The sequence below is a fragment of the Providencia sp. 6390 genome, from assembly GCF_058148425.1.
Window position 1 is genome coordinate 46,929 of sequence record NZ_JBYVYL010000003.1, and the last position, 22,775, is coordinate 69,703.

The 22,775-nt window shown below is 40.6% G+C and carries 20 protein-coding genes; 8 read left to right on the forward strand and 12 right to left on the reverse strand.

Annotated elements, in window-relative coordinates:
• Window positions 1-13: 13 nt before the first annotated feature.
• The 3 genes from aceE to nadC all read right to left on the reverse strand — a co-directional run bounded on the left by aceE (window position 14) and on the right by nadC (window position 5,248).
• Window positions 14-2,680 carry a pyruvate dehydrogenase (acetyl-transferring), homodimeric type gene (aceE, locus tag AC3Z9T_RS07625; protein WP_490125602.1) on the reverse strand — a complete coding sequence of 889 codons (2,667 nt, stop codon included), beginning with the start codon at window positions 2,678-2,680 and terminating at the stop codon, window positions 14-16.
• A gap of 305 nt (window positions 2,681-2,985) precedes the next feature.
• Window positions 2,986-3,756, reverse strand: a complete 771-nt coding sequence (gene pdhR / locus AC3Z9T_RS07630) for a pyruvate dehydrogenase complex transcriptional repressor PdhR (RefSeq protein WP_490125603.1) — start codon at window positions 3,754-3,756, stop codon at window positions 2,986-2,988.
• A gap of 589 nt (window positions 3,757-4,345) precedes the next feature.
• Window positions 4,346-5,248, reverse strand: a complete 903-nt coding sequence (gene nadC / locus AC3Z9T_RS07635) for a carboxylating nicotinate-nucleotide diphosphorylase (RefSeq protein WP_490125604.1) — start codon at window positions 5,246-5,248, stop codon at window positions 4,346-4,348.
• A 394-nt stretch (window positions 5,249-5,642) separates the two neighbouring features.
• On the opposite strand from nadC, the gene ampD reads away from it, so the two are divergent.
• From ampD to yacG, 7 genes are all read left to right on the forward strand, one after another.
• Complete coding sequence (gene ampD, locus AC3Z9T_RS07640) at window positions 5,643-6,194, forward strand: 1,6-anhydro-N-acetylmuramyl-L-alanine amidase AmpD (protein WP_490125904.1); 552 nt, start codon at window positions 5,643-5,645, stop codon at window positions 6,192-6,194.
• 252 nt (window positions 6,195-6,446) lie between these two features.
• Complete coding sequence (gene ppdD / locus AC3Z9T_RS07645; RefSeq protein ID WP_490125605.1) at window positions 6,447-6,869, forward strand: prepilin peptidase-dependent pilin; 423 nt, start codon at window positions 6,447-6,449, stop codon at window positions 6,867-6,869.
• Between the two features lie 14 nt (window positions 6,870-6,883).
• Window positions 6,884-8,284, forward strand: a complete 1,401-nt coding sequence (locus tag AC3Z9T_RS07650) for an ATPase, T2SS/T4P/T4SS family (RefSeq protein ID WP_490125606.1) — start codon at window positions 6,884-6,886, stop codon at window positions 8,282-8,284.
• Window positions 8,284-9,471 (forward strand): type II secretion system F family protein, encoded by a 1,188-nt coding sequence (locus tag AC3Z9T_RS07655; RefSeq protein WP_490125607.1) that lies wholly within the window; start codon window positions 8,284-8,286, stop codon window positions 9,469-9,471. The genes AC3Z9T_RS07650 and AC3Z9T_RS07655 overlap by 1 nt, the downstream gene beginning before the upstream one ends.
• Before the next feature lie 295 nt (window positions 9,472-9,766).
• The gene (gene coaE / locus AC3Z9T_RS07660; RefSeq protein WP_490125608.1) at window positions 9,767-10,384 is read left to right on the forward strand and encodes a dephospho-CoA kinase; all 618 of its coding nucleotides are present in this window, start codon (window positions 9,767-9,769) and stop codon (window positions 10,382-10,384) included.
• Window positions 10,381-11,139 carry a cell division protein ZapD gene (gene zapD, locus AC3Z9T_RS07665; protein WP_490125609.1) on the forward strand — a complete coding sequence of 253 codons (759 nt, stop codon included), beginning with the start codon at window positions 10,381-10,383 and terminating at the stop codon, window positions 11,137-11,139. The genes coaE and zapD overlap by 4 nt, the downstream gene beginning before the upstream one ends.
• 15 nt (window positions 11,140-11,154) lie before the next feature.
• Window positions 11,155-11,352, forward strand: a complete 198-nt coding sequence (gene yacG, locus AC3Z9T_RS07670; RefSeq protein ID WP_490125610.1) for a DNA gyrase inhibitor YacG — start codon at window positions 11,155-11,157, stop codon at window positions 11,350-11,352.
• A 179-nt stretch (window positions 11,353-11,531) separates the two neighbouring features.
• On the opposite strand, the gene mutT is transcribed toward yacG, so the two are convergent.
• The 3 genes from mutT to secM form a co-directional block, all read right to left on the reverse strand.
• Complete coding sequence (mutT, locus tag AC3Z9T_RS07675; protein ID WP_490125611.1) at window positions 11,532-11,921, reverse strand: 8-oxo-dGTP diphosphatase MutT; 390 nt, start codon at window positions 11,919-11,921, stop codon at window positions 11,532-11,534.
• Window positions 11,922-11,980: 59 nt separating this feature from the next.
• Window positions 11,981-14,692, reverse strand: coding sequence for a preprotein translocase subunit SecA (gene secA, locus AC3Z9T_RS07680; protein ID WP_490125612.1), 2,712 nt, complete (start codon window positions 14,690-14,692; stop codon window positions 11,981-11,983).
• Between the two features lie 95 nt (window positions 14,693-14,787).
• On the reverse strand, window positions 14,788-15,315 hold the full coding sequence (secM, locus tag AC3Z9T_RS07685; RefSeq protein ID WP_490125613.1) for a secA translation cis-regulator SecM: 528 nt from the start codon (window positions 15,313-15,315) through the stop codon (window positions 14,788-14,790).
• Window positions 15,316-15,436: 121 nt separating this feature from the next.
• Here secM and AC3Z9T_RS07690 point away from each other — a divergent pair, with 121 nt between their 5' ends.
• Complete coding sequence (locus AC3Z9T_RS07690; RefSeq protein WP_490125614.1) at window positions 15,437-15,958, forward strand: DUF721 domain-containing protein; 522 nt, start codon at window positions 15,437-15,439, stop codon at window positions 15,956-15,958.
• 58 nt (window positions 15,959-16,016) lie between these two features.
• On the opposite strand, the gene lpxC is transcribed toward AC3Z9T_RS07690, so the two are convergent.
• The 6 genes from lpxC to murC form a co-directional block, all read right to left on the reverse strand.
• Entirely contained in the window at window positions 16,017-16,934 is a 918-nt protein-coding gene (gene lpxC / locus AC3Z9T_RS07695) for a UDP-3-O-acyl-N-acetylglucosamine deacetylase (RefSeq protein WP_070925272.1), read from the reverse strand.
• 99 nt (window positions 16,935-17,033) lie between these two features.
• Window positions 17,034-18,212: a cell division protein FtsZ gene (gene ftsZ / locus AC3Z9T_RS07700; protein WP_070925271.1), complete on the reverse strand. Its 1,179-nt coding sequence runs from the start codon at window positions 18,210-18,212 to the stop codon at window positions 17,034-17,036.
• Between the two features lie 56 nt (window positions 18,213-18,268).
• A complete protein-coding gene (ftsA, locus tag AC3Z9T_RS07705) occupies window positions 18,269-19,525 on the reverse strand; it encodes a cell division protein FtsA (RefSeq protein WP_008910356.1) in 1,257 nt (418 codons plus the stop codon).
• A gap of 36 nt (window positions 19,526-19,561) precedes the next feature.
• Window positions 19,562-20,374 carry a cell division protein FtsQ gene (gene ftsQ / locus AC3Z9T_RS07710; RefSeq protein ID WP_490125615.1) on the reverse strand — a complete coding sequence of 271 codons (813 nt, stop codon included), beginning with the start codon at window positions 20,372-20,374 and terminating at the stop codon, window positions 19,562-19,564.
• Window position 20,375: 1 nt separating this feature from the next.
• Entirely contained in the window at window positions 20,376-21,296 is a 921-nt protein-coding gene (locus AC3Z9T_RS07715) for a D-alanine--D-alanine ligase (protein ID WP_490125616.1), read from the reverse strand.
• A gap of 4 nt (window positions 21,297-21,300) precedes the next feature.
• Window positions 21,301-22,719 (reverse strand): UDP-N-acetylmuramate--L-alanine ligase, encoded by a 1,419-nt coding sequence (murC, locus tag AC3Z9T_RS07720; protein WP_490125905.1) that lies wholly within the window; start codon window positions 22,717-22,719, stop codon window positions 21,301-21,303.
• Window positions 22,720-22,775 lie beyond the last annotated feature (56 nt).

Sequence of the window (22,775 nt, forward strand, 5' to 3'; positions counted from 1 at the left end):
TGATTATTACCTCTTATGCCAGACGTGGGTTAACTTTTTCTGGGTTGATGTTGTATTTTTTAATCGCTTCTTCAACGACTTTAACATCAATCTCACCACGTTTAGCCAACTCACCTAACGCCGCAACAATCACATATGAAGTATCAACTTCGAAGTGGTGACGTAGGTTTTCACGACTGTCAGAACGGCCGAAACCATCAGTACCCAATACGCGATAGTCGCTTGCTGGTACGTAAGTACGAATTTGTTCTGCAAACAGTTTCATGTAGTCAGTTGATGCAACTGCTGGCGCACCATTCATCACTTGAGCAACATATGGCACACGTGGTTCTTGGGATGGGTGCAGCATGTTCCAACGCTCACAGTCTTGGCCATCACGAGCCAATTCAGTGAATGATGTTACGCTGTATACATCAGAACCAATACCGTATTCGGTAGACAGCACATTTGCTGCTTCACGAACATGGCGCATCATTGAACCAGAACCTAACAGCTGAACTTTACCTTTACTACCTTCAATTGAAGCCAGTTTATAGATACCTTTACGGATACCTTCTTCAGCGCCTTCTGGCATTGCTGGCATATGATAGTTTTCATTTAGAGTCGTGATGTAGTAGTACACGTTCTCTTGTTTCTCACCATACATACGCTCCAAACCGTCTTGCATGATCACAGCAACTTCATAAGCAAATGCTGGGTCATAAGAGATACAGTTAGGAATAGTCAGTGATTGAATATGGCTATGACCATCTTCGTGCTGCAAGCCTTCACCATTTAAGGTTGTACGGCCAGAAGTACCACCAATTAAGAAACCACGAGCCTGTTGGTCACCTGCTGCCCACATCAAGTCGCCAATACGTTGGAAACCAAACATTGAGTAGTAGATATAGAATGGGATCATCGGCAGGTTATTGGTGCTGTATGATGTAGCAGCCGCTAACCATGATGAGCCTGCGCCCAATTCATTGATGCCTTCTTGCAGGATTTGGCCTTTAGAATCTTCTTTATAGTAAGCAACTTGCTCACGATCTTGTGGCGTATACTGCTGGCCTTTAGGGCTGTAAATACCGATTTGACGGAACAGACCTTCCATACCAAAGGTACGTGCTTCATCAGCGATGATTGGCACTAAACGCTCTTTGATAGAGTTGTTTTTCAACATCACGTTTAACGCGCGAACAAAGGCGATAGTGGTTGAAATTTCTTTTGATTGCTCTTCAAGTAATTGATTGAAATCTGACAATGCAGGGATTTCTAATTTTTCTTCGAAGTGAGTACGGCGAGCTGGAAGGTAACCACCCAGAGCTTGACGACGCTCATGCAGATACTTGTATTCTTCTGAATCTTTTTCAAAAGTAATGTATGGCAGTTTTTCAATTTGCTCATCAGCAACAGGCACATTGAACTGATCACGGAAGTGGCGAACGCCGTCCATGTTCATTTTTTTCACTTGGTGAGCAATGTTTTTACCTTCTGCAGTTTCACCCATACCATAGCCTTTGATGGTTTGAGCTAAAATAACAGTTGGTTTGCCTTTGGTTTCTTTTGCTTTTTGGAATGCAGCATAAACTTTCTTCGGATCGTGGCCACCACGGTTCAGTGCCCAAATCTCATCATCAGTCATATCTTTAACTAATGCGGCTGTTTCTGGGTAACGATTGAAGAAGTGCTCACGAACGTACGCACCGTCACGTGATTTAAATGTTTGATAGTCACCATCAAGAGTTTCGTTCATTAATTGAACGAGTTTACCGCTGGTATCTTTACGCAGCAGCTCGTCCCAACGGTCGCCCCACATAACTTTAATAACTTGCCAACCAGCACCACTAAAGATGCCTTCAAGTTCATTAACGATTTTACCGTTACCTGTTACTGGGCCATCTAAACGTTGCAAGTTACAGTTGATAACAAATACAAGGTTATCTAACTTATCACGCGTTGCGATAGTAATCGCACCTTTAGATTCTGGCTCATCCATCTCACCATCACCTAAGAATGCGTAAACACGCTGAGCTGAAGTATCTTTCAGGCCACGGTTATCTAAATATTTAAGGAATTTAGCTTGATAGATCGCATTGATTGGACCCAGACCCATTGATACTGTTGGGAATTGCCAGAAGTCAGGCATCAATTTAGGGTGCGGGTAAGAAGACAGACCTTTACCACCAATTTCTTGACGGAAGTTGTTCATCTGCTCTTCAGTTAAACGACCTTCTAAGAATGCACGAGCGTAGATCCCTGGAGAGATATGCCCTTGGAAGAAGACCAGATCGCCACCGTCATTGTTGTTATGAGCGCGGAAGAAATGGTTGAAACATACTTCATATAAAGTCGCAGAAGACTGGAATGATGCCATGTGGCCACCCAGTTCCAGATCTTTCTTAGAAGCACGCAGAACAGTCATTACTGCGTTCCAACGAATCGCGGAGCGAATACGGCGCTCCAAATCCATGTTACCAGGGTATGCAGGCTCGTCTTCAACAGCGATAGTGTTGATATAGTCAGAACGACTAGATGCGCCAGCAGCAATATTTACGCCGCCTTTACGTGCTTCACTCAATACCTGTTCGATAATGAACTGAGCACGATCAACACCTTCTTCACGGATGACCGATTCAATCGCCTGTAGCCAGTCGCGAGTTTCAATCGGATCCACGTCATTTTTCAACATATCTGACATGGTGTATTCCTTATCTGTTATCTATTTTTTAATGTTTTTACTCGTCATACTTCAAGTTGCAGCGTTTTCCGTTAAGAGATGGAGACTCCACCCACTCGCTACTCATCGCATACTTGTATATGCTTCAGTAGCTTATGTGCTTGCCACCTAACTGCGCCTCAAATTATTTAGAGAATATATGGAGCCTATCTTCCTGCTACTTTTCCACAAAATAGCGGAAAGATAGGCCCTGCTGTTGTTGCCGCTAGAACTCCCAAAGAGAGTAGTTACAATAATACAGACGCAGCAGTCAGTAATCTGTATTACTAATTTAATTCAGGATGTTGCTGTAACCTGCGTAAAGAACGTTCACGTCTTGTTTGTTCACGGCTAATATCCAAAAGTAACTCTTCAATAAATGCTAAGTGACGATGGGAAGCCTCTTGTGCTTTTTCAGGTTCTCTTGCCATTATAGCGGAGAATATTTGAGCACGATGTTCACTAACTGCTTTGTACATTTCTTTACGGGTATACAAAAACTCAAAGTTTTGACGAATGTTTTGCTCAAGCATTGGCACCATACAACGCAATAAATGCAGTATTACGACATTATGCGCAGCCTCTGTGACAATCAGTTGATATTGCAAAACAGCATCAGACTCAGCATCGATATCACCACTTTGCTGAGCTTTAATAATTAACTCGTAACTTTGACGAATGCGTTCCAAATCTTCATCTGTGCCGCGTAGCGCCGCATAATAGGCAGCAATACCTTCAAGGGCATGACGAGTTTCAAGAAGATCAAATTGAGATTCAGGGTTACCAGCGAGTAGCTCGGTTAGCGGATCACTAAAACTTTGCCACATTTGTTTTTGCACAAATGTTCCCCCACCTTGACGGCGAGACAGTAGCCCTTTCGCTTCGAGAGTTTGGATTGCTTCACGCACTGATGGCCTAGACACGTCGAACTGTTTTGCCAGTTCACGCTCAGGAGGTAGCTTTTCGCCGGGGCGCAATGTCCCTTCGAAAATAAGATGCTCGAGGCGCTGCTCAATGACATCGGATAATTTTGGTTGGCGAATTTTACCGTAAGCCATAACCTGCCATGATCATAGTGAGTAATTAATGATTAGGTATCGCACAGTGTTAATTGGTATTACCAATTTCTGTGTGGATTAATAAAGTAACAAAGTATTCACTAACTGTCCATAAAGACCTTGAGCTAAATCATAAAATCCTGCAAATTTTAACAGATTTTTTTAAACTCTAGCATATTTTGATAACTAATTTGCCCGAAACTGGCACGCTGTTTTAACAATTTTAGCGAATCAATATGTCATTAACACACATACTGAAACGATATAGCAAAAAAATCATGCATATTAATTCATAAAAACAGACTAAAAACTCAGAGTATCCTTACCAAAAAGCGAACAACTAAAATTATTCAGCGTAAACATTAACAATATAGTTAAATATTCATCTCATTTGTTGTTTTACTCAATCTAAGAGTCCAATACTTCCACTAAATAGATGGCATTACGCAGTCGAAAAAACCAAAATCATCTGTTTTAATTTCACTACGAAATGATTGATGGCTCCGTTTATCTATATTCGAGCACTTATTCAGACAACAAAGAGTCAAGAGATATCAGTGGTCAACCAATATCTCTTTTCATTAGCGCACTATTGTGATTGTTCAACAAAGCGCATGGAGAGATCCATCGCCCTAATATGTTTAGTCAAAGCACCAACAGAAATGAAGTCCACCCCTGTTTCAGCAAACTCCTTAATTGTTTCTAGAGTCACATCCCCTGAAACTTCAAGTGCGGCTTTGCCTCCAGTCAGTACAACAGCTTCTTTCATCATAGTGACGGTAAAATTATCAAGCATAATAATATCTGCATCAGCCTTTATTGCCTGTAATAATTCATCCAAGCTTTCCACTTCGACTTCAATAGGTACTTCAGAATGGGCTTGGCGAGCTAATTTGACGGCTTCGGTCACAGAACCCGCTGAAATAATATGATTTTCTTTAATAAGATAGGCATCAGACAAACCAAGACGGTGGTTAAAACCCCCACCCATTAAGACGGCGTATTTCAACGCGGTTCTTAACCCAGGGATCGTTTTACGCGTATCTAAAAGCTTAGTTCGAGTGCCAACAAGTTGAGCAACATACTTTGAAGTCACCGTGGATACTGAAGATAATGTTTGAATAAAATTCAGTGCTGTTCTTTCACCTGTGAGTAATACCTGAGATGGCCCTGACATTTCACAAAGTAGTTGGTTCGCTGTGACCTTATCGCCATCGCTAACATGCCATATCACACTCACCTGCCCACCTAACTGCTTGAAAACCTCGTCTAACCACTGTTGCCCACAAAAAATGCCATCTTCTCTTGTAATAATACGTGCATTGGCTTGTGAGTTTGGAGATAAAAGCTGCCCAGTAATATCTTGTTTATAATCGACTATTTGACCAAGATCTTCTTTTAATGCATTACTTACCATAAATGGGATATCAATACTTAGCCTATTGAGTAAAACTTCACGTCTTTGATTTTCGTCATAGCGCCTTGTAGCCATCAATCAACTCCAATAAAATTATTATCCACCCACCATAAGCGGCGTTATCATGGGGCATTTAGCCGTGTAGGTACTTCACTGCTTGGTCTGTTCTGGTCATCATCATACTTCAAGTTAAAATATCAATTAAGGGATACCGGCGACACTATCAGCAACAATGATTTCCTCACTTAAGTCAATCGTTGATAGTTCTTTCTTCATATCCAGCCTGTTTACAAGCTGCTAATTAGCTGAATTTAATAGAATTTACACTATGTAATTCATTAGGCTAACTTGTAAAATCTCCTTAGAGGCATACATATACAACTCGAATTATTTTACGTATATGTTAATCTCTCACGTAACAATTTTTGAATGTAAACAATGCAGAAAAGAGAATCCAATGGCACAGAATATGGAAATACATAATGGCTGGTTAAAAAATGTAGCCCATATTCCATCTCCACATCATGATGAACGCCCTACAAACGCTCCGCCTTCCCTGTTAGTGATCCACAATATTAGCTTACCGCCAGGGCAGTTTGGTGGACCTTATATCAACCAACTGTTCACAGGAACACTGGATCCAAACGAGCACCCATTCTTTGATGAAATCAAGCATCTCCGCGTTTCAGCGCATTGCCTAATCCGCCGAGATGGCACCGTTATTCAGTATGTTCCTTTTAACCTTCGCGCATGGCATGCAGGGCAATCTATCTACCAAGGAAAAGAAAAATGTAATGACTTTTCAATTGGCATTGAGCTAGAAGGCACAGACTTCGAGCCCTTTACTGCTGAACAGTACGATTCATTGACTTCTCTTACAAGAGCATTGATAAATCAATACCCAGAAATAAAAGACCACATTACTGGCCACAGTGATATTGCCCCAGCACGTAAAACCGACCCAGGTCCCTACTTTGATTGGCAAAAATTTAAAAGCCAACTCAGCGCAAAAAAGAAGTAACAACAATATTTATACTCGTCATATTTCAAGTTGCCACACCTTCAATTTATAGACTCTATTTATCACATATAGCTCACTAGTTTGAGCTATTTTTTTAATATAAATAAGCTTTGCGAACCCGCTCCCAAGAAAATGTAATAGTCAATCATTTCTATTTTAAATTTTCGAGCGCATTCGAAATACAGTATTTTATAAAATTAAACATTACAATTTTTTGCTTAAGATAAAACCTCACTTAAATCGGAGGATTTTATGAATCAAAAAGGATTTTCTTTAATTGAAATAATGGTTGTAATTGCAATTATATCTATATTAAGTGCCATAGCCATACCGGGCTATCAAGGTTATATGCAAAAAGCAGCAATAACAGATGTATTACAAACAATTTTACCGTATAAAAATAATATTGAAATCTGCTCATTCAATAAAGGGGCCTTAGCTAGCTGTAGCTCAGGAAATGAAAATATACCTAATAATATAAAAGGAAAATATATAAAAAACATAGAGGCTAAAGCAGGTATTATCACCTTCTCTGCGGATAAAAACCTTTCTGGTTTATCTGCAACGCTAACACCTATTGTATCAACAGATGGTTCACCATTCCGATGGCAAGTTGCCTGTGAAAGTGATGATAATAAATTAAAAGCATTATGTGAAAACACATTTATTTTTTAATAATAGGATAACTTATGGCTTCTACCAGGGAAAAAGACTTTATATTTAAAGAACTGAAGATTTTTTGTGATAAACATTATATTATAATAGTTGATTACACAAATAAACGATTATCTATTGCAACGGCTAATAAACCTGATGACAATGTATTAGCAACACTTAGATTTATATCTAGCGTTCCTGTTTGCTATGATATTTGGCCTAAAGAAAAAATAGATCATTACTTCAATAAAAAGTATTCAGAGATACAAGAACCAGAGCCTGAATATCAGCCTAATGAAAATGAACAGTTAAATACGACATCGCCAGCTGTAGAGTTCGTTGAAGATATGCTAAAAATGGCAGTCAGAAAACGAGCTTCTGATATTCATATTGAACCCACAAAACAAGGTTTAAAAATTCGTTTACGCGTTGATGGTAAGCTGTATTTTATCGCATCACCACCACTTGAGATTAATAATGAAATTATTGCTCGTATAAAAATTCTAACTAAGCTAAATATTGCCGAAAAACGCTTACCACAAGATGGACAAATGACTTGGCATTTTGATGGTCATAACTACAGTATTAGGCTATCAACCATTCCAACACTGCATGGTGAAAAGCTTGTTCTCAGGATACTCAGCACTCAGTTAAGATACTCTATCGATCAAATAGGTTTACATAGCAACTTACTAATAAAACTTAAGAAAAAGCTTTCTCAACCACAAGGCTTGATATTGGTGACGGGGCCTACAGGAAGTGGTAAAACCGTCACCTTATACAGTATGCTTGAATATCTAAATCAAACATCACGTAATATTTCAACCATAGAAGATCCTATCGAAATTCCTCTTTCAGGGATCAATCAAGTACAGGTCAACGATAAGTACGGATTGAATTTTGCTTATGTTTTAAGAGCATTACTGCGCCAAGATCCTGACATTATTATGGTTGGTGAAATTAGAGATGAAGAAACCGCACAAATTGCGGCAAGGGCGGCTCAAACAGGGCATTTAGTTTTATCAACTTTACATACTAATTGTACATTTAGCGCCATTGAACGTATGGAACAACTCGGCATTGATAGAACTCAATTAGGTTCTTGCTTAAAAATGGTGATTGCGCAAAGACTAGTCCGTAAGCTTTGTTCTCACTGCAAAGTAAAGGGCTCGGAAAATATTCAAATTAGTAGCGAACGCTCAATTCAAGAGTGGTCTGCAAATGGCTGTGACCTTTGCTTTGCTGGTTTTATCGGCAGAACTGCTATTTATGAATATTTAGAACAAGACTCACTAGTCGACGTTTTTCAGCATGGAAAAACCAGCATAGCTAACTTTGAGGATCTTTTTGAAAATGGGCTACAACTTGTTGAATCAGGTGAAACAACATTACAAGAATTGTATTCAGTTGTTGGTCACATGGAGCCCATTTAATGTTTATTTATTCATATACTGCATTATCAAAAGATAACACTATCATCAAAGATACTATTATATCTAAAAGCAAAAACACTGCCTTTATTGAATTATTAGAATCAGAACAAATACCAATAAAAATAAATTTCAAGTCAATATTCTATTTAGACAAAAAAAACATTGATTATAGGATCCACTTTTTTTATCAACTAAGTACTTTATCATCATCAGGAATTAATATACTTCAAAGCTTGTATATACTTCAGGATAATAATCATCCACCACTCTGGAAAATGATTATCAAACTCGCTATTAATGATTTAAAAAAAGGAGACTCGCTAGCTAGTAGCTTGAAAAAAACACCCTCTATTTTTAGTCCTACTATAGTGAGTTTAGTCGAGGTAGCAGAAAAAATGGGGCAATATGAAAACAACTTTAAAATTATCGCTAATATGCTTAAATACCATGAACAAACTAAGAAAAAAATTCGGCAATCATTGAGATATCCTACCGTACTAGCCTTATTATCAGTAAGCCTTATATTTATTATGCTAGTTTATGTCTTACCTCAATTTGAAACCATATATCAAAGCTTTGGCCATAATTTACCCTTTATGACCAACTTGATCATTCATCTATCAAAATTACTATCTGAATATTCAATATATCCATTATTAGTGATAATCACTCTATCAATTTCGGCATTTAAATATAAAAAACACTTTATTACTTGTTCTATAAAAATCATAAATTTCATACCAATGTTTAGAAGGCTTTCAAGAGAACATAACCTCAACCTTTACTTTTCAATGCTATCTTCTACATTACAAGCCGGTTTACCATTAATTGAAAGTTTAAAGTGTGCAGCTAATACAGTTCATCACCCATATTACAAACGAGCCTGTTTAGTTGTACACCAATCCGTCGTAAAAGGGCAATCCCTTTCCGCTGCAATGAAAAATCAGCCTTTCTTCCCTAAAATGGCATGTCAAATTATCTCAGTCGCTGAAGAATCTGGGCAGTTAATTCATTTTGCACAATATTTATTTACTCATTTTTCAGAAAGTTTTATTACTCAAACCGAGACACTACTCAAAAGGATAGAACCCATATTACTTATTGCAATGGCACTGCTTGTAGGCGGAATTATGATAGCTATGTACTTACCTATATTCAATTTAGGAAACGTTATAACAGGGATTTGATAGCTTAATTATAGGATAACCTTCTATCTATTTATGATATAAAAAACCAATGAGGGATTATACCTATGCTCTAAATAATTTATGAAGCCACTAAGTGGCAAGTGAATAACCCGTTAGGAACATAGAAAGCACTGTGATCCGTAGCGAGTGAACGTCGTTCTCCATACCTTAACGAAAGTACTACCATTTGAAGTATGACAAGTAGATAAGCCAAAATTGCGTATTACCTCATCCGTGAAGACAAACAGATAAAATCCGTGTAACCTAATATTTTTCAATATATATGAACATAATTATGACTTATATTGTCGCACTAACAGGCGGTATCGGTAGCGGTAAAACAACAGTTGCCAACGAATTTGCCAAACTAGGAGTACCACTGGTTGATGCTGATATCATAGCAAGAACAGTGGTTGAACCTAATACCCCTGCTCTTACTGCGATAAAAACACGCTATGGTGCAAGCATAATTAAATCTGATGGCTCTCTTAACCGCCAGCATTTGCGGGAGATTATTTTTTCGGATCTTGCTGAAAAACAGTGGTTAAATGACTTACTTCACCCGCTGATCCAGCAAGAGACCCAAAAGCAATTACAGCAAGTTAATTCACCTTATGTTTTGTGGGTTGTTCCTTTATTATTTGAAAATAAGCTCACTCATTTGGTAGATCGAATACTTGTCATTGACGTCACGCCCGAAGAACAGATTGAACGCACAATGCAAAGAGACAATGTAAGCCAAGAGCATGTCACTAGCATCCTAAAGTCTCAGATTAGTAGAGACAACCGTTTATTACACGCTGACGATATCATTACCAATCATAATGGTGAATCAAACCTAGCAGATAAAGTAGCAGCACTGCATCAACGATATATGACGCTAGCGCAACAGAAAAACAGGAAATCTATATGAGTGAACTCAACACGGCCAATTTCGTCACTTATGAGTATCCATTAAATGAAAAAATTCGCTCATGGCTTCGCCTTGAGACTTTGCTGCAACAAGTTTATGAACTTAGTCATATCACATCCTATACATCTGGTGTTGCATTTTTCCGTTCTGTTTCAGAGTTGATTGAAATTCTTGATAGGGGCGAAGTTCGTACAGATTTAATCAAAGAATTAGAAAAACATCGTAAGCGTCTAGCTGCATGGGCTGATTCACCGAATGCAGATAATCAATTAATTTCATCTCTACTTAATGATTTATCAACTAAAACTACAAATATCACCTCTGCATCAAGATTTGGCCAGCAATTAAGAAATGACAAAATAATCAGTATGGTTCGCCAGCGCTTAAGCATTCCTGGTGGATGTTGTAGTTTCGATCTCCCTACATTACAACTTTGGCTGAATATGCCTCAAGAGCCGCGAGATCATTCAATCGGTGAGTGGCTAAAAAGTTTAGCTCCGCTTAAAGATACCTTAGATACTATCCTACATTTACTTCGCCAAGCTGCTGCCTTTGAAACTAAAGAATGCCATAACGGTTTTTACCAAGATAGTGTTGAAGATAAAGAGTTATTAAGAGTTCGATTATCAACCGATAAACTGATTTATCCACAAATCTCAGGCCATAAAACACGATTTGCCATTCGTTTTCTTCACATCGACAGTGAAAATGGTATTGTACCCGCAATGATGAATTTTGAATTATCATGCTGTTGATAAAGGAAGTGATATATGAATGAAAAAATTGAAGTTAATTGCCCTACATGCCAAAAAATTGTGATTTGGGGTGATGAAAGCCCATTTAGACCATTTTGTAGTAAACGATGTCAGCTAATTGATCTGGGAGAGTGGGCATCTGAAGAAAAAAAAATCGCCAGCCAAGGAGATATTTCCGATAGCGATAGTTGGAGCGAGCAGCCTGATAACTAATTAACCATGCACTTTATTCAGGATATTTTAAGTTGCTAAACACCTAATTTTCTATAAGGATTAGGGAATTAGAATATGTGCTGAATGGTTTTAAAACTGTGACCTGTCTTGTACATTTAGCCCTTACAGATTTTTAGGATAGGCCACAGATTTACCATAAAATATTTGAAAACGTGGTACTACTTCAGCATATCTACAATGATTCGGTTTGCAGGAGGGAATTCATCAGCGACTAAATCTTTTTGGTCAATCCAACGCCCCTTTTGCCCTTCCTTCCCATATGGCTCGTTTTCCCAACATGAAACCATATAGAAATAAAGTGTCACGCAGCGCTCATCAAATTCGTGTTCAACACAATGAAATAATTCACACTCAGTGACAATAATGCCAACCTCTTCCTCTAATTCACGGATTAGTGCATCTTCAGGTTGTTCACCATTTTCTAGCTTTCCACCAGGAAACTCCCAATATCCAGCCATATGCGTACCATTTGGACGCTCAGTAATAAATATCTTTTGATCATCATTACGAATGATCCCAGCAGCGATGTATAAATGTTTTTTTTCCATAATTTTTTCGTTAAAAAGGCGGGTTTCCCCGCCTTTAATTGATTTAGTGAATTAATAAATTAATTTAAGCGACCATGGCATTGCTTGTATTTTTTGCCTGAACCACAAGGACATGGGTCATTACGACCGATTTTATGGCCTTGTGTTGCAATTTGCGCTTCAGCTTCAGACATTAATGATTCAGCGCTTGACTCATGACTGAGATGCTGTTTTTTCGCTAAACGTTCTGCTTCTTCTTTACGCTGCTGCTCTAATGCTTCAACTTCTTCAGGTAAACGAACTTGAACCTTAGATAGCGTGCTAATCACTTCATATTTCAGCGATTCCAGCATATTTGCAAACATATTGAACGATTCGCGCTTATACTCTTGTTTTGGATCTTTCTGAGCGTAACCACGCAAGTGAATACCTTGACGTAAATAATCCATAGAAGCCAAATGTTCTTTCCACAGAGTATCTAACGTTTGTAGCATGACACCTTTTTCAAAATTGCGCATCATTTCAACGCCAACAATTTCTTCTTTACGTTGATAAACTTCAATCGCTTTTGCCATAATACGCTCACGTAATGTTTCTTCGTGCAGCTCAGGCTCTTTATCTAACCACTCTTTGATTGGTAAATCTAAATCAAAGTCGTTAACTAAACGTTTTTGTAAACCTTCAATATCCCACATCTCTTCTAAAGATTGTGGTGGAATATATGCATCAATTGTTGTGGTGAACACATCATCACGAATGCTATCGACAGTTTCTTGAATATCACCGCCATCCAGTAACTCATTACGCTGCGTATAAATTGCACGGCGTTGGTCACTAGCAACATCATCGTATTCAAGTAATTGTTTACGAATATCAAAGTTACGGTTTTCAACTTTACGTTGTGCATTAGCAATCGCTTTAGTCACCCATGGATGTTCAATAGCTTCGCCTGGTTTCATACCCAGTTTACGCATCATACCGGTTACACGATCTGATGCAAAAATACGCATCAATGCATCTTCCATTGATAGGTAGAAGCGTGAAGACCCCGCATCCCCTTGACGACCCGCACGGCCACGTAGCTGGTTATCAATACGACGTGATTCATGACGCTCTGTACCAATAATATGTAAGCCACCCGAAGCGAGAACTGCATCATGGCGTACTTTCCATTGCGCCTTGATTTCATCAATTTGTTCTTGAGTTGGCTCTTCCAATGCAGCAACTTCAGTTTGCCAGCTACCACCTAGCATGATATCGGTACCACGACCTGCCATGTTAGTTGCGATAGTGACAGCACTCGCTTGACCTGCGTTGGCGATAATATCAGCTTCCATAGCATGGAATTTCGCGTTCAAGACATTGTGTGCAATTTTTGCTTTCTTCAGTGCATTCGAAATCAATTCAGATTTTTCAATCGAGATGGTACCAACCAGAACCGGTTGCCCATTTGCCGTTCTTTCACGAATATCTTCAATAATTGCATCAAACTTATCTGCTTCAGTCATATAAACTAAGTCAGGTAAATCTTTACGTACCATTGGACGGTTAGTTGGGATAACAATCGTGTCAAGCTTATAGATAGAGCTAAACTCAAACGCTTCAGTATCCGCAGTCCCTGTCATACCTGCCAATTTTTCATATAGGCGGAAATAGTTTTGGAAAGTGATCGAAGCCAAGGTTTGGTTTTCGTTTTGGATTTCAACGCCTTCTTTAGCCTCAACTGCCTGATGCAGACCATCAGACCAACGACGGCCTTCCATTGTACGCCCTGTGTGTTCGTCAACAATGATAACTTGACCATCTTTAACGATATAGTCCACATCCAAAGTAAACAGCGCATGAGCACGAAGACCCGCCATCACATGGTGCATCAGCATGATATTAGAAGGTGAATACAATGACTCGCCTTCTTCCATTAGGCCTTCTTCAGACAGCAGCTTTTCAATCAACACCAATCCGCGTTCAGTCAATGTGACTTGGCGTGATTTTTCATCAACAGAAAAGTGGCCTTCACCTTGGAAAGTATCCGAATCTTCTTTCTCTTGACGCTCTAATTTAGGAATGATTTTATCAACTTTCTTATACAGTTCTGAACTATCTTCAGCTGGACCTGAAATGATCAGCGGGGTACGTGCTTCATCGATAAGGATTGAGTCGACCTCATCCACCAATGCATAATGAAGTTTACGCTGTACACGCTCTTCTGGGCTAAATGCCATGTTGTCACGTAAATAGTCAAAACCAAATTCGTTGTTGGTACCATAAGTGATATCAGCAGCGTAGGCTTCACGCTTCAGGCCGGCAGGCATACCCGGAAGGTTAATACCAACTGTTAAGCCTAAGAATTCGAATAATGGACGGTTGTTTTCGGCGTCACGTTTAGCTAAGTAATCGTTGACGGTAACAACGTGAACGCCTTTACCTGTTAAACCGTTTAAGTAAGCAGGCAATGTTGCGGTTAATGTTTTACCTTCACCTGTACGCATTTCAGCAATACAACGTTCATTCAGAACCATACCACCGATTAGCTGAACATCGAAATGACGCATACCGAAAACACGTTTACTCGCTTCACGCACTGTCGCAAAGGCTTCAGGAATGATGCTTTCAAGACTTTCATTTTTACTTAAACGCTCACGAAACTCTTGCGTTTTTGCTTTCAGCTCATCATCAGTCAGTTTTTCAAACTCAGGCTCAAGACGGTTGATATTTTCAACCTCTTTACGTAGACGACGCAAAGTACGGTCGTTGCGGCTACCAAAAACTTTGGTTAATAATTTTGTTAACATAATTCTTTATTCTCAGTCAGTTATTAAATGATCACATCATTTATTTTGCACGAAAAATCGCGCACCTAATAAAGGCGTACTAATAAAAATGGTAATTAACTGAGAATGGGCCCAGCACGGATCCCATGAACCTGAGCAACCCATATAGCAGGTTGATATGAAATAAATAGAGGGTAGACATAATAATTTGATTGGGCAGCAATTTCACCCCATTCCAATGACCGTTGTGCCAACATGGCATACAACGTATCAAGCATAATTTGCGGAGCTAACTGTAAGTTTTTTTGCTCATCTTGCTGGCTAGCATCATCATCTTCAGTTGCCGAAAATGCAAAGGTCAATTGCCTAATGACATTTCGAACAGCGTGTTGCTGCCAATAATTCACTGAATAAGAGGAAGAGGATGACGAACGCTGAGGATTTTGCTGAGCAAATAAATTATCAAAAGCATTAACCGCTTGGTTTTGGCGATTAACAGAAGATGAATTAAATTGTGTTTGTTGCCCATCAGATAACGCATTCAAAATCGCAGGCATGCCAATACCCGTAGCCACAACCCCTAATAAGAGGTGAGACCAAAAGTATCGTCTACCAAATTGTCGCCAAAGATTTAGAATACCCATCAAAGTCTTAGATTATTTGTTACACTATGTTTATAGTTTATATATTATCGTTTTATAGTACACATATCATATCACACTTGTCATACTAGAGCACTGAACTACCCATTAGGTGGAGCTGGAAATGAGAGATAGTCACCCACAAGAGCTATTTGATGTACTTGAAGAGTCACTCGCTAAAACGAGCAGCCCTTTAAAAACCATTCAACGTACTGCAAAAGCCATCAATAAGCTAAATCAAGCTGTAACAGGGTTGCTACCCAGCGAACTCAAGCCTATGTGCCGCGTTGCAAACTATCGTAATTGCATATTGGTTATCGAAGTTGCTAACGCAAGTTGGATGACTCGTTTAAATTATGAAAAAATTCATCTAATTTCTGCATTACGAGCCTCTATTCTACCATCTTTATCTTCCATAGACATCAGGATCAACCCTGTTCTAATGCGAAAAAAGGGTGAAAATAGCTCGCCGAATAACCAAACAGTTAAAACTCATCAAGTTCCGAATAACCGAAAGATAAGCACAGAGACGGCTAAACATCTATTACGTTTGGCTGAAAATAGTTCGAAGGGATTAAAAGAGAGATTAGAGCGGCTGGCTGCACTGGCCGGAGAGAGTACCAGTGCAACCAACAGAAAAGGCTAACACACACTTTGGTGGTAGCTACACAACTATTCACTAACTTAATTAATATCTAATTTAATTAGGCGTAAACGGTTGAAGGTGCTTTGAACGCCACTGGCAGTTCAGCTTCATCTTCAAATGTGACCAGATCCCAAGCAGATTCTTTCGCGAGTACCGCTTGGAGAAGCTTGTTGTTCAATGCATGGCCAGACTTGTAAGCCGTAAACGCACCAATAATATTGTGCCCACACATGAACAGGTCACCGATAGCATCAAGCGTTTTGTGACGAACAAATTCATCTTCAAAACGTAAGCCATCTTCGTTGAGAACACGATAGTCATCAACAACGATAGCACAATCGAAACTACCGCCTAAGCATAAGCCTTTAGATTGCAGATATTCAATATCACGCATAAAGCCAAATGTACGTGCACGGCTAATTTGACTCACAAACGCTTCAGCAGAGAAATCAATTTTATAACGCTGAGTGCTGCTATCAATAGCTGGGTGATTAAAATCGATAGTAAAATCAAGGCTAAAACCATTATATGGAGTAAATTCAGCCCACTTGTCACCATCTTCTACGCGTACTTTTTCTTTAATACGTAAGAATTTCTTCGCACAGTTGATTTCTTCGATACCGGCATCCAGTAATAAGAAAACAAACGGTGCTGCACTGCCATCCATAATCGGGATTTCAGGCGCATTGACTTCAATAACAATGTTATCGATACCTAACCCTGCCAAAGCAGCATTCAGATGCTCGACGGTCGAAATACGCACGTTATCTTCATTGACTAAACAAGTACATAACATGGTATCACGGACAGACTTAGCATCAGCCGGGAAATCAACCGGAGGATTTAGGTCAGTACGACGGTAGATGACCCCGGTGTTGGCCGCCGCTGGACGCAGAGTAAGCGTGACTTTTTTGCCGGTATGTAAACCAACACCAGTCGCTTCAACTATACGTTTAAGTGTCCTTTGTTTGATCATCGTTTTTTTCTCGCAATGTTATCCGTCCTGCTGATCATCATACTTGATAATCAGCAGGAAAGTTTAGCACAAAAAGCGGAGAAACCAATATAATTAAAATTAATCGGCCTGTTTACGCAAAAACGCAGGAATATCCAGATAATCAGGTTCCTTATTCGTTTGCGTATTTTGGTCATTCACCGCTTTTGCAGCAGCAGGCTTCTCTTCGGTCAATGAAGACATTGATGGCATAGAAGACATGCTATTTTGCATTTGCTGGTAACGCTGTTCCATAGATGCTTGCTGAGACATCTTGTTGTTAACTAGAGTAATTTCAGGACGTTTGTCCATACCAATACCTGTTGCAACCACCGTCACACGCAGCTCTTCATTCATTTCTGGGTCAAGCGATGTACCAATCACGACGGTTGCATTATCAGATGCGAATGCACGAATAGTGTTACCCACCGTTTCAAACTCATCCAAACGCAGGTCGAAACCAGCTGTAATGTTGACCAGCACGCCGCGAGCACCAGACAGATCGATATCTTCCAGAAGTGGACTTGAAATAGCCATTTCAGCCGCTTCTTCAGCACGATCTTCACCACGTGCAACGCCAGAGCCCATCATTGCATAGCCCATTTCTGACATCACTGTGCGTACGTCTGCAAAGTCGACGTTCATCAGACCTGGACGAGTGATCAGCTCTGCGATACCTTGGACTGCGCCTTTTAGTACATCATTTGCTGCACCAAAAGCATCCAGTAATGAGATACCGCGACCCAAAACTTTTAGCAATTTGTCATTTGGAATAGTAATTAATGAGTCAACATGCTTCGATAGCTCAGTAATACCCGATTCCGCGAATGCCATACGCTTTTTGCCTTCAAAATTGAATGGCTTAGTCACGACAGCAACAGTTAGAATACCCAGTTCTTTGGCAACTTCAGCAACCACTGGAGCCGCACCTGTACCAGTACCACCGCCCATACCTGCTGCGATAAAGACCATGTCTGCACCATCAAGTGCATTACGTAACGCTTCACGATCTTCTTCCGCGGCATTGCGGCCAACTTCAGGGTTGGCGCCTGCGCCAAGACCTTTAGTAATACCAGTACCGATCTGGATGGTTTGTCCGACTGCGGTTTTACGCAGTGCTTGTGCATCTGTATTGACTGCGAAGAATTCAACGCCTTCAATACGCTCACGCACCATGTGTTCAACGGCATTTCCGCCGCCGCCACCAACGCCGATGACTTTAATCACCGCATCGTTAGTTAGCTCCATTGGTTCAAACATAATGTCTCTCCGTTTTGTGCTTACTTCGAAGCTAATAATATGCTTCTGAATAAAAATTAAAATTCTTTTCTCAGCCAACCGGTGATTTTACTAAACCACCCTTTAACTGAAGCACGTTTTTCCGTTTCGGTATCATCGCCAAGATGGCTTTCTTTACCGTAATGCAGAAGCCCAACCGCAGTTGAATAGTATGGCTCCTGAGCATAATCCGTTAAGCCTGTAATATTGAGTGGAGTCCCGATCCTAACCTGAGTGTGGAACACTTTTTGTGCACATTCGACGAGCCCGTCGATTTGCGCAGCGCCCCCAGTAAGAACGATCCCCGCGGCCAAATGGTGTTTGACACCTTGTTGGCGTAACTGTTCCTGTAAATTTAAAATTTCTTCATTTACTAGGTTTAACAGCTCTGTATAGCGCGGTTCGATAACCTCCGCTAAAGTTTGACGCTGCAAACTTCTTGGTGGTCGTCCACCCACGCTAGGTACTTCAACTGTTTCATCTTTACTCACTATCGAGCCGACAGCACAGCCATGACGAACTTTGATTGCTTCAGCATCACTTGGTGGTGTGCCGAAAGCGTAGGCAATATCGCTTGTCACAACATTACCTGCATAAGGAATAACTTTGGTATGACGTAATGCACCGCCTGTGTACACCGCCATATCCATGGTCCCGCCACCGATATCAACCACACAAACACCGAGCTCACGCTCATCTTCGGTCAGTACAGAATAACTCGCAGCAAGGCCTGCAAAAATCAGTTGGTCAACTTTCAACCCACAACGTTCTACAGCCTTCACAATGTTTTTTGCCATATCGTTATGGCAAGTAATCAAGTGAACTTTCGCTTGCATACGCACACCTGACAGACCAACAGGGTTCTTAATACCTTCTTGATAATCAATCGCAAATTCTTGTGGAATGACATGAAGAATTCTATGCTCATCACGAACTCTGACTGATTTAGCAGTATGAACAACACTGTCTACGTCTTCCTGTGTCACTTCTTCTTCCGAAACTGGCACCATACCGATTTCGTTTTGGCAGCTAACATGCTTACCTGACAAGGCAAGATAAACTGAAGATATTTGGCAATCTGCCATTAACTCAGCTTGATCAATCGCCCTTTGCACGCATTTAACCACTGACTCTAGGTCGTTAACGCCGCCTTTGTCCATGCCACGAGATGGACAGCTTCCCACCCCGATAATATTCACCATACCATCGGGCAGAATTTCGCCTACAAGGGCCGACACCTTAGAAGTCCCAATTTCAAGGCCTACCACTAATTTTCTGTCCGTCGTTTTGATCATTTGCTTCTGCCTAGTCTGAGTTATTAGCAATATTAATTATTGTAACTCCAGTGGAGCATCCACTAGCAGTGGTGCCCACCCCACCGCAGCACCACTGGTATAACGTAAATCAACAGAGTCAACACGTTTATCTGTGGTTTGCTGCAACAGCGGATAAAGTTCAAGGAAACGATTTAACCGCTCAATTACATCTTTTTTACCGAGTTCAATACGAACATCGTTATCTAAAATAAGCTGCCAAGCATGGCGTGCTGTCATCGAGACTGATTTTAATTTTAAATTTTGCTCTGCAAGTATTCTTTTAAATTCGACATACTCTTTTAGCACTTCTTTTTGGCTACCTTGCGGGCCATATAACAAGGCATAATCGCCTTTATTATTTTCACTAGCAGGAAGACTAAATACTCGGCCTTCCCCATCAACCATGGTTTGATCATTCCAACGTGCATAAGGCACATATTCGACCAGATGGATCTTTAATTCATCAGGCCACTGTTTACGTACCGTGACTTGGCGTATCCATGGCATCGCACTAATTTGATTTTGAATCGCATTCACATCAACCGTCATAAAGGTTCCTGGTTGCCCCAATGATAATATTGCCTTTCTGACATCATCATTGGTCGTATAGTGACGCTCTCCTGTTAACACCAGTTTTGACATCGGCAGCCTGTCAGCATCTTTCATCCAATTCATAACTGTCCAGCCACTCCAAATGATTGTTCCAACAACCATTAAGAAGAAAATCAACCCGCCGAGAAAAGCCCCATTACTTGGGCCTGAATTTGGGTCATTGCTGTCATCATTATTATGTTTATGATGCCTAACATTTAACGCTGCCTGTGACATATCAGTTAGCCAATTCCAAAATACGTACTACCAACTGCGAAAAATTCATACCTGCTTGACGCGCTGCCATTGGCACTAAGCTATGGCTGGTCATGCCTGGAGAGGTATTTACCTCTAGTAAATAAAACTGACCGTCGCTATCTTGCATCACATCTACTCGCCCCCAGCCATTGCAACCAACCGCTTGATAAGCGCGCATCGCCAACTGTAACAAGTCTGCTTCTAATTCATTACTCAAACCACTTGGACAAAAGTATTGTGTTTCATCAGACAAATATTTTGCTTCGTAATCGTAAAAGATACCCGGTGGTTGGATACGAATTGATGGTAAAGCCTGTTCGCCCAATATTGCGACGGTGTATTCAGGACCACTTAACCATTTTTCAATCAACACCGTTTCATCGAAACGAAATGCCAATTCCAACGCAGCTGATATATCATCTAAACTATCCACTTTACTCATACCTACACTTGACCCTTCCAAGCTCGGTTTGACAATAAGGGGAAGTCCGAGATGTCCCACAAATTCTTCAATTTGTAACTTTGTTAGTGAATTAAACTCAGTTTTGTTTAAAGAAACGTAAGGAGATACAGATAAACCTGCACCTTCCCATAATTGCTTGGTTCTTAATTTATCCATACTCAATGCAGACGCCATAACACCGCTGCCTGTGTATGGAAGCTCTAAAAACTCGAGCAACCCTTGGATAGTTCCATCTTCACCACCTCGCCCATGCAATGCTATAAAGACTTTATCAAATCCAGCTTCTTTTAAGGTTACTGCTGGAAAATCTTTAGGATCAACCGCATGTGCATCAATCCCCGCTTCACGTAACCCTTTAAGTACCGCATTTCCTGATTGCAGAGAGACTTCACGTTCAGCAGAGGTGCCACCAAATAAAACTGCAACTTTCTCAGTCATGAAATTACTCCTCTACCATTGGTGGCTGTAATTTAGTTTCTGCAAGGTTACGCGCTATTTTACCAATATTTCCAGCACCTTGTACTAAAATTAAATCGTTTGGCTCAAGTGCTTGAGATAGAATTTGTGCGACTTGCTCAGGCTCTGCTACATAAATTGGGTCAAGCTGCCCACGACCACGAATAGTACGGCATAATGAGCGGCTATCAGCGCCTGGCACAGGTTTTTCCCCTGCTGGGTAAACTTCTAACATCAGCAACACATCGACCTGATTGAGCACATGGGCAAAATCATCATACAAGTCACGAGTACGTGAATAGCGATGTGGCTGAAATACCATCACAATGCGCTTATCAGGCCAACCCGCTCTTGCTGCTTTAATCGTGGCATCCACTTCTGTTGGATGGTGACCATAATCATCCACCAACATCACTTCACCCTCTTTGCCGTTTACATGGCGAAGTGAATAGTTACCCAGAAAATCAAAACGACGCCCTGTACCTTGGAACTCAACTAACGCCGATAAAATATGTTGGTCATCAATGCCTTCTTCAGTTGCTACCGCAACTGCCGCTGTCGCATTTAATGCGTTATGGCGACCCGGTGCATTCAGTACCACCGTTAGCTCAGGCATATTCTCACGTGCGATAGTAAAGAAACCTTGATTCCCTTTTTGTTCATACTTCACAATACGTACATCAGCATCTTCGCTAAAACCATACGTCGTTACATAGCGGCTAACGCGTGGTAGCAATGAACGGATCACAGGATCATCGATACACATCACTGCACGGCCATAGAATGGCAAGTTATGCAGAAAGTTAATAAAAGTATCTTTCAAGGTCTCAAAGTTACCTTGATATGTATCCATATGGTCCGCTTCAATATTCGTCACTACCGCAACCAATGGCTGCAAATGTAAAAATGAAGCATCGCTTTCATCAGCCTCTGCGATTAAATAGCGGCTACTACCTAAACGTGCGTGTGTACCCGCTGATTTGACTAAGCCACCATTAACAAATGTAGGATCTAAGCCTGCTTGAGCATAAATTCCTGAAATCATTGCAGTAGTCGTAGTCTTACCGTGGGTGCCTGCAACAGCAATTCCATGGCGGTAGCGCATCAATTCAGCCAACATTTCAGCGCGGCGAATAACCGGAATACGCAGTTCATGTGCCGCTTGGATTTCAGGGTTCTCTGCTGAAATCGCAGTTGAAACCACAACCACGCTGGCATCTTCAACATTCTCAGGGCGATGATTAAAATAGATTGTTGCCCCTAAAGACGTCAGTTGCTGAGTGACCGCGTTTGGCGCTAAATCAGAACCACTAATTTGATACCCTTCATTTGCCAACACTTCGGCGATACCACCCATGCCAGCACCACCAATACCGACAAAATGGATGTGCCTGACTCTTCTCATTTCTGGCACGGACGTTCTTAATTTCGCCAACTGTTGTGTATTCACTATATGTCTTC